This window comes from Citreimonas salinaria (genome assembly GCF_900107235.1).
Taxonomy (GTDB): Bacteria; Pseudomonadota; Alphaproteobacteria; order Rhodobacterales; family Rhodobacteraceae; genus Citreimonas; species Citreimonas salinaria.
Genome location: NZ_FNPF01000006.1, coordinates 81,900 through 98,948, shown reverse-complemented (window position 1 = coordinate 98,948; position 17,049 = coordinate 81,900). Strand labels below are relative to the sequence as shown.

The 17,049-nt window shown below is 69.0% G+C and carries 18 protein-coding genes and 1 riboswitch; of the genes, 3 read left to right on the top strand and 15 right to left on the bottom strand.

Annotated features, from left to right (window positions below; genetic code table 11):
• The first annotated feature begins 118 nt into the window (after nt 1-118).
• Complete coding sequence (locus BLW27_RS09845) at nt 119-493, top strand: hypothetical protein (RefSeq protein ID WP_089882719.1); 375 nt, start codon at nt 119-121, stop codon at nt 491-493.
• A 6-nt stretch (nt 494-499) separates the two neighbouring features.
• Here BLW27_RS09845 and BLW27_RS09840 read toward each other — a convergent pair whose 3' ends face one another.
• The 12 genes from BLW27_RS09840 to miaB all read right to left on the bottom strand — a co-directional run bounded on the left by BLW27_RS09840 (nt 500) and on the right by miaB (nt 11,906).
• Nucleotides 500-1,114: a (d)CMP kinase gene (locus BLW27_RS09840; protein WP_089882717.1), complete on the bottom strand. Its 615-nt coding sequence runs from the start codon at nt 1,112-1,114 to the stop codon at nt 500-502.
• A 42-nt stretch (nt 1,115-1,156) separates the two neighbouring features.
• Nucleotides 1,157-2,506 (bottom strand): 3-phosphoshikimate 1-carboxyvinyltransferase, encoded by a 1,350-nt coding sequence (gene aroA, locus BLW27_RS09835; protein ID WP_089882715.1) that lies wholly within the window; start codon nt 2,504-2,506, stop codon nt 1,157-1,159.
• An 80-nt stretch (nt 2,507-2,586) separates the two neighbouring features.
• Complete coding sequence (gene trmB, locus BLW27_RS09830; RefSeq protein ID WP_089882712.1) at nt 2,587-3,300, bottom strand: tRNA (guanine(46)-N(7))-methyltransferase TrmB; 714 nt, start codon at nt 3,298-3,300, stop codon at nt 2,587-2,589.
• 52 nt (nt 3,301-3,352) lie between these two features.
• A complete protein-coding gene (locus tag BLW27_RS09825; RefSeq protein ID WP_089882710.1) occupies nt 3,353-4,102 on the bottom strand; it encodes a dienelactone hydrolase family protein in 750 nt (249 codons plus the stop codon).
• A 122-nt stretch (nt 4,103-4,224) separates the two neighbouring features.
• Nucleotides 4,225-5,391: a methionine adenosyltransferase gene (gene metK / locus BLW27_RS09820; RefSeq protein ID WP_089882707.1), complete on the bottom strand. Its 1,167-nt coding sequence runs from the start codon at nt 5,389-5,391 to the stop codon at nt 4,225-4,227.
• Between the two features lie 3 nt (nt 5,392-5,394).
• Nucleotides 5,395-5,444: riboswitch (SAM-SAH riboswitch) on the bottom strand.
• 41 nt (nt 5,445-5,485) lie between these two features.
• Complete coding sequence (gene lnt / locus BLW27_RS09815) at nt 5,486-6,946, bottom strand: apolipoprotein N-acyltransferase (protein ID WP_089882923.1); 1,461 nt, start codon at nt 6,944-6,946, stop codon at nt 5,486-5,488.
• A gap of 37 nt (nt 6,947-6,983) precedes the next feature.
• Nucleotides 6,984-7,955, bottom strand: a complete 972-nt coding sequence (locus tag BLW27_RS09810; RefSeq protein WP_089882920.1) for a hemolysin family protein — start codon at nt 7,953-7,955, stop codon at nt 6,984-6,986.
• 23 nt (nt 7,956-7,978) lie between these two features.
• Nucleotides 7,979-8,494: an rRNA maturation RNase YbeY gene (gene ybeY / locus BLW27_RS09805; protein ID WP_089882705.1), complete on the bottom strand. Its 516-nt coding sequence runs from the start codon at nt 8,492-8,494 to the stop codon at nt 7,979-7,981.
• Between the two features lie 4 nt (nt 8,495-8,498).
• Nucleotides 8,499-9,473: a PhoH family protein gene (locus tag BLW27_RS09800; RefSeq protein WP_089882702.1), complete on the bottom strand. Its 975-nt coding sequence runs from the start codon at nt 9,471-9,473 to the stop codon at nt 8,499-8,501.
• Between the two features lie 157 nt (nt 9,474-9,630).
• A complete protein-coding gene (locus BLW27_RS09795; protein WP_177177868.1) occupies nt 9,631-9,945 on the bottom strand; it encodes a hypothetical protein in 315 nt (104 codons plus the stop codon).
• Between the two features lie 12 nt (nt 9,946-9,957).
• On the bottom strand, nt 9,958-10,380 hold the full coding sequence (locus BLW27_RS22000) for a hypothetical protein (protein WP_177177867.1): 423 nt from the start codon (nt 10,378-10,380) through the stop codon (nt 9,958-9,960).
• A gap of 215 nt (nt 10,381-10,595) precedes the next feature.
• Nucleotides 10,596-11,906: a tRNA (N6-isopentenyl adenosine(37)-C2)-methylthiotransferase MiaB gene (gene miaB, locus BLW27_RS09785; protein ID WP_089882699.1), complete on the bottom strand. Its 1,311-nt coding sequence runs from the start codon at nt 11,904-11,906 to the stop codon at nt 10,596-10,598.
• Nucleotides 11,907-12,013: 107 nt separating this feature from the next.
• Here miaB and BLW27_RS09780 point away from each other — a divergent pair, with 107 nt between their 5' ends.
• The gene (locus BLW27_RS09780; RefSeq protein WP_089882696.1) at nt 12,014-12,874 is read left to right on the top strand and encodes a hypothetical protein; all 861 of its coding nucleotides are present in this window, start codon (nt 12,014-12,016) and stop codon (nt 12,872-12,874) included.
• 31 nt (nt 12,875-12,905) lie between these two features.
• Here the strand turns inward: BLW27_RS09780 and BLW27_RS09775 are convergent, their stop codons facing one another.
• Nucleotides 12,906-13,706 (bottom strand): enoyl-ACP reductase FabI, encoded by an 801-nt coding sequence (locus tag BLW27_RS09775; protein ID WP_089882915.1) that lies wholly within the window; start codon nt 13,704-13,706, stop codon nt 12,906-12,908.
• Nucleotides 13,707-13,762: 56 nt separating this feature from the next.
• Nucleotides 13,763-14,992, bottom strand: a complete 1,230-nt coding sequence (fabB, locus tag BLW27_RS09770) for a beta-ketoacyl-ACP synthase I (protein ID WP_089882694.1) — start codon at nt 14,990-14,992, stop codon at nt 13,763-13,765.
• A gap of 379 nt (nt 14,993-15,371) precedes the next feature.
• Here fabB and BLW27_RS09765 point away from each other — a divergent pair, with 379 nt between their 5' ends.
• Entirely contained in the window at nt 15,372-16,268 is an 897-nt protein-coding gene (locus BLW27_RS09765) for a PhzF family phenazine biosynthesis protein (RefSeq protein ID WP_089882691.1), read from the top strand.
• A 161-nt stretch (nt 16,269-16,429) separates the two neighbouring features.
• Here the strand turns inward: BLW27_RS09765 and fabA are convergent, their stop codons facing one another.
• Entirely contained in the window at nt 16,430-16,939 is a 510-nt protein-coding gene (gene fabA / locus BLW27_RS09760) for a bifunctional 3-hydroxydecanoyl-ACP dehydratase/trans-2-decenoyl-ACP isomerase (RefSeq protein ID WP_089882688.1), read from the bottom strand.
• Between the last annotated feature and the right edge of the window lie 110 nt (nt 16,940-17,049).

Here is a 17,049-nt window from a genome sequence, read left to right as displayed (position 1 = left end):
GCAGCGGCAAGCGCGCCACGCCGCCCGCGCAGGGGGTCGCAGCCGGACCGTAAAGCTTGTTTCGATCCGGCCGGGCTTGTAAAAGCGGCTCAGGGGACGGGAAAAGCGGTGGTTCGGGATGATGCAGGCAGGGGTCTTCGCCCAGATGGCGCGGCTGATGGAAATGGTTGACGCCATGATGGCCGAGCTCGGGCTGGGCGACCTGTCGACGAACGAGCGGACCGTGCTCATGGCGATGTCCGCCTGCGCGACGCGGGACCAGAACGGCCTGCCCGTCAGCCACACGGAACGCGCCCGCGCGCATCGCCTCAGCCGGCAGATTTCGCAGCCGACCTTTCACCGCAACCTGCGGCGGTTGATGGATCGCGGCATCGTCAGCAAGACCGAGGGGCTGGGCGCGGGGGAATACGTCATCGTGTCGCCGCGGGCGCCCGAGATCGAGATTCCGGCGACGCTGGACCGCCCCGGTCTCAATCAGCACGCCGCCAAGTAGCAGACGTCACGACGCCGGGCGCACCTGGTCGACAAAGCGGCGCGCGGCGGCGATCGCGGTCTCGACGTCCATGTCCGAGGTGTCCAGCACCATCGCATCGTCGGCCGCGCGCAGGGGCGCATCGGCGCGGTTCATGTCCTGCTCGTCGCGGGCGCGGATGTCGGCCAGCACGCTGTCCACCGACACGTCGAGCCCCGCCGCCACCAGCTCGCGCCAGCGGCGATCGGCGCGGATTTCGGGCCGGGCGGTGACGAACAGCTTGGCCGGAGCGTCGGGGCAGATCACCGTGCCGATGTCGCGCCCGTCCAGCACCGCGCCGCCCGATCGTGCGGCAAACGCGCGCTGGAAGTCCACCAGCGCGGCGCGCACCTCGGCGATGGTCGCCACGCGCGAGGCCGCCTGCGCCACCTCGGGCAGGCGCAGCACGGCATCGTCCAGTTCCTCGGGGTTCAGCGTGCGCGCCGCCTCGACCGGCTCCATCCCGTCGAGCATGCGCCGCCCCACCGCGCGGTAGAGCCGCCCGGTATCGAGATGGCCGAACCCGAGGTCGCGCGCGAGGCGCTTCGATATGGTGCCCTTGCCGGATGCGGCGGGGCCGTCGACTGCAATCGTGAATCCCATGCGTCCAGCTAACCCTTCAGGACCGCGCGGCGCAACCGCGCTTCAGGCGGTGTCGCGCGCAAGATCGGCGCCGAGGCTCGTCATCAGCCCCTCGAAGATCGGGAAGGACGTCGCGATCGGCCCGCCGTCGTCGATGCGTATCGGCGCGTTCGCGGCGAGGCCCAGCACAAGGAACGCCATCGCGATGCGGTGGTCGAGGAACGTCTCGACCGTGGCGCCGCCCGGCACCGCGCCATGCCCCAGTCCGTGCACGCGCCACCAATCGGGTCCGTCGTCGACGCGCAGGCCGGCCGCACGGAGGCCGCGCGCCATGGCGTCGATCCGGTCGGATTCCTTGACGCGCAACTCCTTGACGCCGGGCATGTAGGTCTCTCCTTCCGCGAAGGCAGCGACGACGGAAAGCACCGGGTATTCGTCGATCATCGACGCGGCGCGGTCGGCCGGTACCTCGATCCCCTTCAGGTTCGGCGAAAAGCGCGCGCGCAGGTCGGCCACCGGTTCGCCGCCTTCCTCGCGGCGGTTCTCGAACGTCAGGTCGGCGCCCATGTCCTGCAGGGTGAAGAACAGCCCCGCCCGCGTGGGATTCAGCCCGATATTGGGCACCAGCACGTCCGAGCCTTCGGTGATCAGCGCGGCGCAGACCGGGAAGGCCGCCGAACTGGGATCGCGCGGCACGGCGATGGTCTGCGGCTTCAGCTCGGGCCGGCCCTGCAGCGTGATGACGCGGCCCTCGTCGGTGTCCTGCGTGTTGATCGTGGCGCCGAAGCCCGCCAGCATCCGCTCGGAATGGTCGCGCGTCGCCTCGCGCTCGATCACGACCGTCTCTCCGGGCGCGTTGAGGCCCGCCAGCAGTACGGCGGACTTCACCTGGGCCGAGGGCACGGGCGTGACGTAGCGCACCGGCAGCGGATCGGCCGCGCCAATGATGGTCATGGGCAGCCTCCCGCCCGACCGGCCAACGCTGCGCGCGCCGAAGAGCCGCAACGGATCGGTCACGCGCGCCATCGGCCGCTTGTTGAGGCTGGCGTCGCCCGTAAAGGTCGCGGTGATCGCCGTGGTCGCCATCGCGCCCATGATCAGCCGCACGCCGGTACCGGAATTGCCGCAATCGATGACCTGGTCGGGCTCGGCGAAGCCTCCGACGCCCACGCCGTGGACGTGCCAGGTGTCGCCGCGCCTTTCGACCTGCGCGCCGAAGGCGCGCATGGCCTTGGCGGTGTCCAGAACGTCCTGCCCCTCCAACAGACCAGTCACGCGGGTTTCGCCCACCGACAGCGCACCCAGGATCAGCGACCGGTGCGAGATCGACTTGTCGCCGGGCACGTGCGCCTCGCCGCGCAGCGAGCCGGATTTGCGCGCGATCATCGGGATCGGTTCGCCGTGGGCGGACATGGGCGGCACTCCTTCGGTGGTTCCGACGCCTGTTAGACCGCGCGGCGGCGGCCGTCCACTGCTCGCGCTATCGCGGTCGGTCAGCGACGGTGGAAGGTCAGGTAGTGTGGCACGCGCCCCTCGCGCAGCGCCTTCTGCTCGTAGCGCGTGGACAGCCAGTCGGGCCACGCCTCGCGCCAGTCGGCCGGCCGCTGGGCGGTCCATTCGAAGCCTGCCTTCGGCACCTCGATCAGCGTCTGGCGCACGTAGTCGGGAATGTCCGTCGCCACGCGGAACTCGGCCCCCGACGCCATCGCGCGGTGCAGCGGCTCGAGGTGTTCGTCGGTGACGAAGCGCCGGCGGTGGTGCTTCTTCTTCGGCCACGGGTCGGGATAGAGCAGGAACGCCTTTCCGATCGAGCCATCGGGCAGCACGTCCATCAGGTCGCGCGCATCGCCGGGCCAGACGCGCAGGTTGGTCACGCCCGCGTCGCGGATCTTGCCCAGCAGCATGGCGACGCCGTTCATGTAGGGCTCGCACCCGATGATGCCGACACCGGGGTTGCTTTGTGCCTGGTGGACCATGTGCTCGCCCCCGCCAAAGCCGATCTCGAGCCAGACGGCCTTGCCGCCGAAGGTGGCGTCCAGGTCGAGCGGATGCCGGTCGGGATTGACGTCCCAGCCCACCGGTCCGGGCGACAGGGGCTCGAGGTCCTCGTCGAGGTATCGCTCCTGCGCGGGGCGCAGACCCTTGCCCCGGATGCGGCCGTAGAAATTGCGCCAGGGCGCGCCGGGATGCTTGTTCGACGTGGTCATGGCGCGGGCTTTACCGCCCTGCCCCGCGCGGGGCAAGGCGGCAGGTCGCGGGTTACAGCCGGTCGTCCAGGAACGCCTGCAGGCCCTCCCAGCTGCCCTGGTCCGCCTCGAGGTCGTAGTCGTCCGAGCCGTAGACCGTGAAGCTGTGGCGTGCGCCGCCGAAAACCTGCGCACCATGGTCGACGCCCGCTTCCTGCAACTCGTTCAGGACCGCCGCCAAGTCCTCCATCCCCGAGACGGGGTCGGCGGTGCCGTGGAAGAACCGGATCGGCGCGGTGGTGGCGGAATAATCCTGCCCCTCGGGCGTGCCGAGCCCGCCGTGGAAGCTGACGAAGCCCTGCAGGTCGGCGCCCGCGCGGGCCGCTTCCAGCACTGCCGCACCGCCGAAGCAGTAGCCCATCATCACCATGTCGTCGGTGGCGCCGGTGATGTTGGCGGCCTCGGCGATCGAGCCCATCAGCCGCGCGCGAAACTCCTCGCGATCGCCGTAGAGCGCCCCGGACAGGGCGCGGTTCTCGTCGGTCGTGGTGGGATTCTCGTCGGCGCCGTAGACGTCGATGGCGAAGGCGGTGTAGCCGAGTGCGGCCAGCATGTCGGCGCGGCGCTCCTCGTAGTCCGTCAGGCCGTCCCAGTCGTGCACGATCAGCACGGTGCCCTTGGGCTCGATCGCGGTGTTGGTCGCGACGTAGCCTTCGTACTCGCGGTCGCCGACGGTGTAGCTGTGGTATTCGCCGGAGATCTCGGCGCCGGCGACGGTCGCGGTGACCAGTGCGGCGGTGGTTGCAAGGATGCTGCGGATCATGGTCGTCCCCTGTCGATTGCTTTCCCCTGCGGAAGATAGCGCCGCTGCGACCAAGTCCAGCGCGGAACGAAAAAGGGCGGCGCCTGCGCGGCACCGCCCGTCGTCCCGTCACCGCAGCGCGGTCACATCGCCTTCTTCAGCTCCTCGACCAGGTCCGTCTTCTCCCACGAGAAGCCGCCGTCGGCCTCGGGCTGGCGGCCGAAATGGCCGTAGGCGGCGGTGCGCTCGTAGATCGGCCTGTTCAGCTGCAGCTTCTCGCGGATGCCGCGCGGGGTCAGGTCCATGCACTTGCGGATGGCAAGCTCGATCGCCTCGGGGGGGACGTCTCCGGTGCCGTGGGTGTCGACGTAGATCGACAGCGGCTCGGCCACGCCGATGGCGTAGGACAGCTGCACGGTGCAGCGGCCCACCGCGCCGGTGGCGACGATGTTCTTGGCCAGGTAGCGCGCGGCGTACGCGGCCGAGCGGTCGACCTTGGTCGGGTCCTTGCCCGAGAACGCGCCGCCGCCGTGCGGGGCCGCGCCGCCATAAGTGTCGACGATGATCTTGCGCCCGGTCAGGCCCGCGTCGCCATCAGGCCCGCCGATCACGAAGGTGCCGGTGGGGTTCACGTGCCAGATCGTGTCGTCGGTGATCCAGTCGGCGGGCAGCACCTCGCGGATGTAGGGCTCGACGATGGCGCGGATGTCGCCGCTGGTCTGGTCCTCGGATTCGTGCTGGGTGGACAGCACGATAGAGGTCACCTCGACCGGCTTGCCGCCCTCGTAGCGCACCGAAAGCTGCGACTTGGCGTCGGGGCGCAGCAGCGGCTCGGCGCCGGACTTGCGGGCATGCGCCAGCCGTTCGAGGATCTTGTGCGCGTACTGGATCGGCGCCGGCATCAGGTCGGGCGTCTCGTTCGTGGCGAAGCCGAACATGATCCCCTGGTCACCCGCCCCGTCGCGGTCGACACCTTGCGCGATATGAGCCGATTGCTCGTGCAGGAAGTTCAGCACGTGCAGCGTGTTCCAGTGGAACTTCTCCTGCTCGTAGCCGATGTCCTTGATGCAATCGCGGGCGATCTGCCCGATCCGGCCCATGTAATCCTTGAGCCGCTCCTGGTCGCTCAGCCCGACCTCGCCGCCGATGACCACCAGGCTGGAAGTGGCAAAGGTCTCGCACGCGACGCGGGCCTCGGGCTCCTCGCGCAGAAGCGCGTCGAGGACGGCGTCGGAAATCCGGTCGCAGACCTTGTCCGGGTGGCCCTCGGAAACGGATTCCGAGGTAAACGTGTAATCTTGTCGGGACATGAACGCTCCATTGATGTTCTCGCCGCCACGCCAGGAAGCCGTTGTGGCGGCATTTTTTATAGTAGAACCGGGTTATGCCCGCGCGGGCGGCCGGTCAAACGGTTTCGCGTCTGCCGCGCAACACGGCGAACGCTATCGCGCCGATGAGCAACACCAGGATCGGCCAGTCTCCCGTGCGGCTGTAGGGCGTGATCCGCAGCGGCGGCGGAAGGGGCGCGTCGACGAACCCCGCCTGCCCCAGATCGAGCGAGGCCAGCACCCGCCCCGCCCCGTCGATCGCGGCCGAGACGCCGGTATTGGCGGCGCGCAGCAACGGCACGCCCTGCTCGATCGCGCGGATGCGCGATTGCGCCAGGTGCTGGTAGGGACCCGACCAGGTGCCGAACCACGCGTCGTTGGTCACGTGCAGCATCCAATCGGGGCGGAAGCCGGCGGCGTTGATGTCCTGGGGAAAGACCGCTTCGTAGCAGATCAGCGGCAGCGCCGTGCCCAGCGGGCCCAGCGGCATCGGGCGCGGGCCGGGACCTGCGGCGAAGCCCCCGGTGGCGCGCGCCGCCAGCGCCCGCAGGCCCAGCCGCGACACCAGCCCCGGCAGCGGCATGTACTCGCCGAAGGGCACCAGGTGGTGCTTGTCGTATAGCTGCGTGGCGGCGCCGTTCTCGACCAGGACCAGCGCGTTGTAGTAGCGCCCGTCCTCGTATCGCAGGATGCCGGTGGCGACGGGCGTGCCCTCGGCCGCGTCGGTCATGGCGGCGAAGGCATTGCCGGCGTCCTCCAGCAGCATCGGCAAGGCGGTTTCCGGCCAGACCACCAGCGAAGGCGCGCGGGCGGGATCGTCGGCCGGCGCGGCGGTGAAGTCGAGCTGGCGCTCGTAGAAGATGCGCTGGCGCTCCGGGTCCCACTTTTCCGTCTGCGGCGCGTTCGGCTGGACGAGGCGCACCACGGGCCGGTCCGACAGGTCCTGCATCGGCGGCGTCAGCCAGACCCCGCCGGCCCACAGGACCGCCACGCCAAGCCCCGCGCCCAGCGCCGGGCGCCGGCCCGACGCCGCCAGCGCGGCCAGTCCCAGCGTCGCGAAGGTCAGCCCGTGGGGCCCGGCGACCGCCGCCCACTGGATCACCGGCGTCTCGAGCCAGAGATAGCCGACCAGCGACCAGGGAAAGCCCGTCAGCACCGTGCTGCGCGCAAGTTCGGCCGCCGTCCACAGCACGACCAGGGCGAGGAATCGCTTGGCCTTCAGCCGCGCGGCAAGGCCGAAGGCCGCCGCCCAGAACAATGCCAGCCCGGCGGCAAGGCCCACCAGCGCGAAGGGCGCCATCCAGCCGTAGATCTCGGGTTCGATGAAGAACGGCTCGACGATCCAGGACAGGCTGACGCCGAAATAGCCCGTACCCGCCGCCCAGCCCGCCAAGGCCCAACGGCGCGCGTTTCGCAAAATCGCGAAGATCGCGGCGATGGACAGGATCGCCAGCGGCCAGAGGTCGTAGGGCGGCGTGCCCAGCGCCATGACCGCGCCGGCCACGAAGGCCAGCGCCGTGTGCCCGCGCAGCCGCATCGCGCGCCGCGAATCCGGTCGCGATCGCGCCCCGATGTCAGCCACGCCCCGGCTCGGCCGCGCGGAGCGGCGCAAGTGTCTCGGTCGCCGGCGCGGGCCGGCCGGCCACGCCGTTGCGCGCGGCGCCCAGACGCACGCGCAGGCGCTTGATACGGCGCGGATCGGCGTCGACCACCTCGAAATCGAGCCCCGCCGGGTGCGGCACCACTTCGCCGCGTGCGGGGACGTGGCCCGCCAGCATGAAGACCAGCCCGCCCAGCGTGTCGATCTCCTCGGCGTCGATATCCTCGTGGTCGGTCAGCTCGAGGCCCAGCTCATGCTCGAATTCCTCCAGCGGCGTCTTGGCCAGCACGAGGTAGCAGCCGGTCTTCTCGCGGGTCCAGTTGCGTGCCTCGTCGATGTCGTGCTCGTCCTCGATCTCGCCGATGACCTGTTCGATCAGGTCCTCGATCGTGACCAGCCCGTCTACGCCGCCGTATTCGTCGATCACCAGCGCCATGTGCCGGCGCTCGGTCTGCATCTTTGTCAGCAGCACGCCGATCGGCATCGAGGGCGGGACATACAGCAGCGGCCGCAGCATCCGCTTGAGGTTGAAGCGCTGGCCGGTCTGGCCCATGCCGTGGCCCAGCGCGAAATCCTTCAGGTGCGCCATGCCGACGGGCGTGTCGAGCGTGCCGTCATAGACCGGAAGCCGCGTCAGCCCGGTATCGCGGAACACCTGCGCGAGATCGTCCTTGGTGATGGTCATGGGGATCGCGACGATGTCGGCCTTGGGTATCGCCACGTCCTCTACCCGCATGCGGCGCAGGTTGACCAGCCCGTGCGACCGCGCGCGCGGTTGCTGGTCCGTGCCGGAGGAATCGCCGCCCGGCTGCGTGTCGGAGGCGAAGAAGCCCCTCAGCCGTCGCAACATGCCGCCCTGCTCGGCGGTCTCCCCGCCATCGTAGGTGTCGTGCTTCGTCTCGTGCGCGCCCTGCGCTGCATTAGACGAGTCGTCTGTATCGCCCATCGTCGCCTTACCAGTGTCGGACGTCATCGTCCCTCTCGTTCCCTATATGGGTCCGGCAAACCCAGTTTGCCAAGTGTCTCGACCTCGATCCGTTCCATCAGGCCGGCATCGGAATCGTCTTCGTGATCGTAGCCCAGAAGATGTAACACCCCATGCACCACGAGGTGCGTCACATGCGCCGCAAGCGGGGTTCCGCCGGCCTGCGCCTCGGCGGTGCATGTCTCGTATGCCAGTGCGACGTCGCCCAGATGCTCGGGGTCGTCGGGGGTGCCCGGCTCGGGCGGCTCGGGCACGGCACCGGGGATGTCCGGGGACAGGTCGACCTCGGGCCAGCTGAGCACGTTGGTGGCGCGTGGCTTGCCGCGGAAATCGGCATTGAGTGCGGCCATGCGCGTGTCGTCGCAACCCAGCACGGCGATCTCGAACAGCGCCGGGTCCAGCCCCAGATGCGCCAGCGCCGCCTGCCCCGCGCGTTCGGCCAGCGCGGGCAGGTCGGCGTCGCGCCAGCGCTCGTCCTCGATGATCGTCTCGGTCAGCACGGGCTCATCCGGCGGGGTGGTCGGCTTCGTAAGCCTCGATGATCGCGGCGACCAGCGGATGGCGCACCACGTCCTTGGCGGTGAAGTAGTTGAAGCTGATCCCCGTGATCGCCGCCAGCAGCCGTTCGGCATCGGCCAGCCCCGAGGGCACCCCGCGCGGCAGGTCGACCTGCGTGCGGTCGCCCGTGATCACCATGCGCGAGCCTTCGCCGAGGCGCGTCAGGAACATCTTCATCTGCATCGACGTCGCGTTCTGCGCCTCGTCCAGCACCACGAAGGCGTTCGACAGGGTGCGGCCGCGCATGAAGGCCAGCGGCGCGATCTCGACGGTCTTCTCCTCCATCAGGCGGGCAAGCTGCTTGCCCGGAAGGAAGTCGTTCAGCGCGTCGTAGAGCGGCTGCATGTAGGGGTCGACCTTCTCCTTCATGTCGCCGGGAAGGTAACCCAGCTTCTCGCCCGCCTCGACCGCGGGGCGCGACAGGATGATCTTGTCGACCTGCCCGGTGACCAGCATGTTCACGCCGACGGCGACGGCCAGATAGGTTTTGCCGGTGCCCGCCGGGCCGATGCCGAATGCCAATTCGTTGGCGAACAGCGACCGGACATAAGCCTTCTGCGCGTCGGTGCGCGGCTCGACCAGCTTCTTGCGGGTCTTGATCTCGACGGTGCCGCCGCCGAACATCTCCATCTGCGAGAGATCCTCGGCCTCGTCGGCCATGCGGAACTGGCGGTCGATCTCGGACTTGCCGACGTCGCGGCCCTGCTCCAGCCGGTCGTAGAGCGCGCGCAGCACCTCGGCGGCCTCGTCCTGCGCCTCGGCGGGGCCGTGCAGCGCAAGCTGGTTGCCCCGGCGCAGGATCTGCACGCCGGTCCGGGCCTCGATGTCGGTCAGATTGCGGTCGTATTCGCCGCACAGGTCGATCAGAAGTCGGTTGTCGGGAAATTCCAGAACGGCTTCGGCCGGGGCGACTGGGGTCACGCATGTCTCCTGCGATGCTGATCGCGTCTACCGTGCCAAGCGCGCGCGGGCAAGGCAACCACCGCCGCAACGCGACGCGGCGGCGAAAGATCCGCCGCCGCGCAAAAGAGCGTTACCGAGGGGGTGCCGGACCGGGTCCGGATCACCGCCGCCCGGCTCAGATCGGGTCGCCGATGACGCTGGTCGCGCCGCCCTTGAAGTTGCCCGTGGCGAGGCCCGGGAAATCCGACGGCACCGTCACGCAGACCGGCTTGCCCGTCTGGGGGTTGTAGCGCGGCGTCAGATAGCCCTCGACGCCGTCGTCGATGATCCAGTACTGGCAGCCCTGCGGCGAATACCAGATACCCGCCTGCATGTTCGCGAGCGCGCCCTGCCGGTCGACCGTCTGACGGTCGTTGTCCTTGTCGGGGTTGTTGCTGCAGCCGGCCAGCGCCAATGCGCCGGCGGCGGCAAGGATGAGTGCCTTCGTCATGCCGTGCGCTCCTTATTTGTACTTGCCGCTGTAGGGCACGTCGTATTTGCGGATCACGAATTGCTCGGTCTGCGCGCGCGGGCCGCCGTTGCAGACCGGCATCCCGTTGCGCTGCAGGATCGGCGCCATGTACCCTTCCGAACCGTCGTCCATCACCCAGTGCTGGCACCCGTCCGGATCGGTCCAGATGCCGGGGCGGTAGATCTCGCCGCGCAGCACCATCCGGCCGCCGCTCTGCGTGCTGGCGATCACCTCGCCGCCGCCCTTCAGGCGCGCCATCGCGCTGTCGCTGAGGCCATCGACCCGCATCGCCTCGCCGGTGGCGGCGTCGATAACCAGCGGCCGTTCCTGCGCCGCCGCACCATGCGTCGCAAGCACGAGGCCCGCCACGAAGGCCGCGACGCCGGACCGGAGGCTCCGAACTGTCGTCGACATTTGCTGTCCCTTTTCACTGTCCCTGTTGCGTGGGGCGGCGCACACGAAAGCGTGACCCCGCATCGACCATACCCCTATATCAACGATTTACGAGAAATCATCGCCACGTCACGCGCCGCCTGAAGCGGCCGAGTCGCACGGGCACCGGGACCGAACGCGGCCAGCCGCGTCCAATCCTTACGAAACAAGGGTTTGGCCTGACCTCCGGGGTCAGATCAGGCGACCAGCCGCCCCGACAGCGAGTTCGCGCCGGAATGCTCGATGCTGACCGAATGCAGCGATCCGGGGACGATTGTGTCGCTCTCGACATGCACCGCGTGCAGGTACTCGCTTTTTCCGACCATCTGGCCCGCGAATCGCCCCGCTTTCTCGAACAGCACCTTCACCGTCCGGCCCACCATCTCGTCCTGCAGGGCGCGCTGCTGGCGTGTCAGCAGCGCCTGCAGGCGCTTCAGGCGGTCGTCCTTGACGTCCTCGGGCAGCTGGTCGCGCTCGGCCGCCGGCGTGCCGGGGCGGGTCGAGTACTTGAACGAGAAGGCCGAGCCGTAGCGGACCTCCTCGATCAGGTCGAGCGTGGCCTGGAAGTCCTCTTCCGTCTCTTCGGGGAAGCCGACGATGAAATCGCCCGACAGGTGCAGGTCGGGCCGCGCGGCGCGCAGGCGCTCGATCAGCCGGATGTACTGCTCGGCCGTGTGCTGGCGGTTCATCCGCTTGAGGATGCGGTCGGACCCCGCCTGAACCGGCAGGTGCAGGTAGGGCATCAGCTTGTCGCAATCGCCGTGCGCGGCGATCAGGTCGTCGTCCATGTCGTTCGGGTGCGAGGTGGTGAAGCGGATGCGCTTGAGGTCCTCGATCGTCGCCAGTTCGCGGATCAGCCCGGCGAGGCCGCCCTCGTGCCCGTGATAGGCGTTGACGTTCTGGCCCAGCAGCGTCAGTTCCCGCACGCCCCGCTCCACGAGATCGCGCGCCTCGGTCATGATGCGATCCGCCGGACGCGACACCTCGGCGCCACGCGTATAGGGGACGACGCAGAAGGCGCAGAACTTGTCGCAACCCTCCTGCACCGTCAGGAACGCGGTCGGGCCGCGCTTGGCCTTGGGCCGCGTCTTCAGCGTCTCGAACTTGTCGTCCTCGGGAAAATCCGTGTCCAGCGCCTTCTCGCCCGCGCGCGCCCGCGCCTCGAGCTGCGGCAGCCGGTGATAGCTCTGCGGGCCGACGACCAGGTCCACCATCGGCTGGCGGCGCATGATCTCCTGCCCCTCGGCCTGCGCCACGCAGCCCGCCACGCCGATCTTCAGGTCCGGCTTCTCCGCCTTCAGGTGCTTGTAGCGCCCCAGCTCGGAATAGACCTTCTCGGCGGCCTTCTCGCGGATGTGGCAGGTGTTGAGCAGGATCATGTCGGCGTCGTCGGGGCTGTCGGTGGTGACGTAGCCCTGCCCGCCCATCGCCTCTGCCATGCGCTCGCTGTCGTAGACGTTCATCTGGCAGCCGTAGGTCTTGATATACAGCTTCTTGTCCTGGGGCATGGCGTGGCGTCCTGCGGCTTCGGGCTCAGCGGGTGCGATACAGCAGAACGGTCCCGGGTTGCAATGCGGGCGCTTTTGCGGAAGCGTTCACGAAAAAGGGCGGTGGCGTGCATTATCCGGATGTCGAGACTTTCGCGCGGCGCGGGCTGCGCGGCCTGCCGCCGGGCCCCGTCGCGCTGATCTTCGCCGAGGATTCCGCCGCGCTGGACGCGACGCTGCGCCACCACCAGCGCCACGGCCTCACGGTGGTGCTGCTGGGCGCGCCCGACCTCGCAGTGGCCGAGGACCTCTCGGACCTGCCCCGCGTCGATCTGGACGCGGCCGAGCCCGATGCCGTGCTCCGCGCCGTCAGCCGGATCGCGGACGCGGCGCCCGGCCGGTGGTTCTACTGGGGCTACAACGCCGAATTCCTGTTCTACCCCTTCGCCGAGACGCGCCGCGTGGGCGAGATGCTGTCCTTCCACGCGCAGGAGCGGCGCGAGGCGATGCTGACCTACGTGATCGACCTTTACGCCGGCGACCTTGGCCGACACCCGGACGCGGTGGCGCTGGACGATGCATGGCTCGACCGGATGGGCTACTACGCCGCCGCGCGCATCGACCCCGCCACGGCCAAGCCGCGCGAGCGGCAGCTGGACATCCACGGCGGGCTGCGATGGCGGTTCGAGGAACACGTGCCGCCGGACCGCCGCCGGATCGACCGGATCGCGCTGTTCCGCGCGCGGCGCGGGTTGACCCTGCGCCCCGATCACACGCTGAGCGTCGAGGAGATGAACACCTATGCCTGCCCGTGGCACAACAGCCTGACGGCGGCGGTCATGTCCTTCCGCGCGGCCAAGGCACTGCGCTTCAACCCCGACAGCCGCGAGGCGATCGACACGTTCCGCTGGCGCAACTCGGTGCCCTTCCAGTGGCACTCGCGCCAGTTGCTGGACCTCGGGTTCATCGAACCCGGCCAGTGGTTCTGACGCGGGCGGCGTGCCGCCCGTGCCCAGGCCGTCACGCCCCGGGCAGCTTGTCGAATTGCGGCATGCCCAGCACGTGATAGCCGCCATCGACCATGATGATCTCTCCGGTGGTGAAGGCGCCCGCCTCCGAAGCCAGCCAGACCGCGGTGCCGCCAACGGCCTCGAGGGTGGCATTGCTGCCCAGCGGCGCGTTCTGGTCGGTGTGCTTGTAGGTGCGCCGCGCACCGCCGATGGCTGCCCCCGCCAGTGTCTTCATCGGGCCCGGGCTGATGGCGTTCACGCGGATGCCGTCGCGGCCCAGGTCGTTGGCCAGGTAGCGCACGCCGGATTCCAGCGCGGCCTTGGCGATGCCCATGACGTTGTAGTTCGGCGTCACCCGGGTCGAGCCCATGTAGGTCAGCGTCAGCAGCGTCCCGCCGTGGTCCTTCATCAGCGGATGCGCCCGGCGCGCCACGTCGAGGAAGCTGTAGACCGAGATGTCCATCGAGTTGCGGAAGTTCGCGCGGCTGGTGTTCAGGACGCGGCCCTGCAGCTCGGACTTGTCGGAATAGGCGATGGCGTGGACCAGGAAATCCAGCCGGTCCCAGCGCGCCGCCAGCGCCTCGAAGGCGCGGTCGAGCGACGCGTCGTCGGTCACGTCCACGTCGACCATGAAATCGCTGCCGACCGAGGCCGCCAGCGGCTCCAGCCGCTTGCCGAAGGCCTCTCCCTGGTGGGTGAAGGCCAGTTCGGCCCCCGCCTCGGCGCAGGCCTTGGCGATGCCCCAGGCGATCGACCGCTCGTTCGCCACGCCCATGACAAGCCCGCGCTTGCCCTTCAGATCGATCGTCATCGCCGCCCCTCGCGTCGTGTGGTTGTCGTGCCCGTCGCGGTAGCGCGACACGCCGTTCAGTCGCGGTAGCGCGACAGCACCATCGAGCCGTTCGTGCCGCCGAACCCGAACGAGTTGGTCATCACCGAATCCAGCCCCGCGTTCTCGACGCACTCGGTGGCGATCTCCTCGGGCTTCAGCTTCGGGTCCAGCGTCTCGACGTTGATCGAGGGGATGATGAAATCGTTCTCGAGCGCCAGCAGGCAGTAGATCGCCTCCTGCGCGCCGGTCGCGCCCTGGCTGTGGCCGGTCATCGACTTCGTCGACGACACCGGCGGCGTGCTCCCCTCGCCGAAGACCCGCCGCACGGCCTCGATCTCGCCCACGTCGCCCACGGGGGTCGAGGTGCCGTGCGCGTTGATGTAGCTGATCTTGCGATCCTCGGGCAGCGTGGACAGCGCGATGCGCATGGCGCGCTCGCCGCCCTCGCCGCTGGGGGCGACCATGTCCGCGCCGTCGCTGGTCGCGCCGTAGCCTGTCACCTCGGCGTAGATCTTCGCACCGCGCGCGCGGGCGTGCTCCAGGTCCTCCAGCACCAGCATGCCGCCGCCGCCCGAGATCACGAACCCGTCGCGCTTCTCGTCGAAGGCGCGGCTGGCCTTCTCGGGCGTGTCGTTGAACTTCGACGACATCGCGCCCATCGCGTCGAACAGGCACGACAGCGTCCAGTCGAGCTCTTCTCCGCCGCCGGCGAACATCACGTCCTGCTTGCCCATCATGATCTGCTCGGCCGCGTTGCCGATGCAATGCAGCGAGGTCGAGCAGGCGCTGGTGATCGAGTAGTTGATGCCCTTGATCTTGAACGCCGTGCTGAGGTTCGCGCTGACGGTCGAGCACATGCATTTCGGCACCGCGAAGGGGCCGACGCGCTTGGTCCCGCCGGTCTTCAGCACCGTCTCGTGCGCGGCCAGCATGGCGCTGGTCGACGGCCCGCCCGACCCGGCCACGAGGCCGGTGCGCTGGTTGACGATGTCTGATTCCTCAAGCCCGCTGTCCGCGATCGCCTGCTGCATGGCGATATGCGCGTAGGCGGCACCCGGCCCCATGAAGCGCAGCGTGCGCTTGTCGATATGCTCGGACACGTCGATGTCGATCGAGCCCGCCACCTGGCTGCGGAACCCGTGTTCCTTCATCTGCTCGTTGGCGGTGATGCCCGAGCGGCCGGCCTTCAGCGAGGCCAGGACCTCCTGCGCATTGTTTCCGATGCTCGAAACGATCCCGAGCCCTGTGACGACGACACGGCGCATGCGGCCTCCATTCAAATGTCAGGCCGTGTGTAGGGCATCGCTCCGGGTAAGGGCAAGACGCGCGGCCACCCTCGGCAGGCGGGATCGCCGGAAAAACAACGCGGGCGGGTTTGGATTTGGGCATTCCGCCCCGCCTGCATTAACGTGACGTATGGCTGGAATCGGCGCCGGGCCTCGACGCCCGGCGGAAGGGGCGCCCGTGCGGGTGGCGGTTTTCATGGTAGCGATTGTCGTTCCGGGCGCCCGTGGCGACCCGCGCGGGACCATGCGGACACAGTCTTCGCAGGCCGCCGGATCGCGCCGCGGGACGCGCGGAGCCGCGGCCCGGTGGTCTTCCGGACGCTGCCCCCGTCCGAGGAACCCGCGCAGGATTCGCCACATGCTTGAACTGCTCACCTACGATGTGTTCACCGAGGCTCCGTTTCTGGGAAATCCGCTCGCGATCGTGCCGCACGCCGACGCTCTCACGGCGGACCAGATGCAGGTCCTGGCGCAAGAGCTCAATCTCTCCGAGACGATCTTCGTCATGCCGCCCGACGATCCGGCAAACACCGCGAAAGTGCGCATCTTCTTCCCGAAGGCCGAGATACCCTTCGCCGGCCACCCCACCATCGGCTGCGCGATCCATCTTTCGGGTCTGCTCGACGCCAAGGCCGATGCGACGGTTGAGATGCGGCTCGAGGAAAGGGCGGGCGTGGTTCCGGTCGTCGTGCAAAGGGTGAACGGCCGGGTGACCGCGGAATTCACGGCGCCGCTCCTTCCGGTGCGGGAGCGCGTGGTGGCGGACACGGCGCTGGCCGCGGACGCGCTCGGGCTCGAACCCGGCGAAATCGGCAATGCGACGGCGGCGATGCCCGAGGTCTGGCAGGCCGGGCCGTCCTACCTGCTCGTTCCCGTTGCCTCCGTCGACGCCTTGGGGCGGGCCCGGCCGGCCGGAAGCAGCTGGGACAGGCTGACCGAACGCGCGGGCACGATCAGCGCATGGCTCTTCGCTTCGGACCCGAAGGACGGATTCCGTGCGCGGATGTTCTCGCCGGCGGGCGGAACACCGGAAGATCCGGCAACCGGATCGGCTGTCGTGACCTTCGCGGGCCTGCTGGCCGATCATGGCCACTGCACGCGTGACGAGACATCCATCCGGGTCACGCAGGGCGTCGAAATGGGGCGCCGCTCGGAGATTCAGGCGCGGCTCATGATGCAGGACGGAACCCTCGCGGCCGTGCGGATTGGCGGCTCTGCCGTGCGGATCTCCTCGGGCAGGATCAGGATTCCGTGACCCCGGGCCCTGCGATCCCGCACCGCGAAACGCGAGGGCCGGCGCTTCGGAGAAGTGCTTCCATTGCGCCGAATCGTTGAATAAGCGTTAAAGTGACCCTGCAAGCCATTGATTTTGCTAAGACGCCTGCATGTCCCATCGTGGGACACCTGCCAGCGGGCTCAGCTCTCGCTCAGCGCGACCTTCATGTCCTTGACCTGGTAGATGGTCTCGCCATCCGCCTCGACGCGGCCGTCGGCCACGCCCATGGTCAGCCGGCGGGTCTGCACGGCCTTGGTGAAGTCGACGTAATAGGTCAGCATCTTGCGGTCGGGCCGGACCATGCCGGTCAGCTTGACCTCACCCACGCCCAGCGCGTAGCCGCGCCCCTTCCAGCCGCGCCAGCCCAGGTTGAACCCGGTCAGCTGCCACAGCCCGTCGAGACCCAGGCAGCCCGGCATGATCGGATTGCCGGGAAAGTGGCACTCGAAGAACCACAGGTCGGGTGTGATGTCGAACTCGGCCACCACGTGGCCCTTGCCGTGCGCCCCGCCGTCGCCCGAGATGTCGGTGATCCGGTCCATCATCAGCATCGGCGGCAGCGGCAGCTGGGCATTGCCCGGCCCGAACAGCTCGCCCCGCGCGCATTTCAGAAGGTCTTCCTTGCCGAAACTGGTCGGATACTCGGCCATGCGGCGCGCCCCTGCTTGCTGTTGCGTCTGTCGATGGCCTTTACCACCCGCCGGCTGACGGTGACAAGGGCGCGCGACCATCGCCGCGACCGCATGTCCGCGCGCGAAAC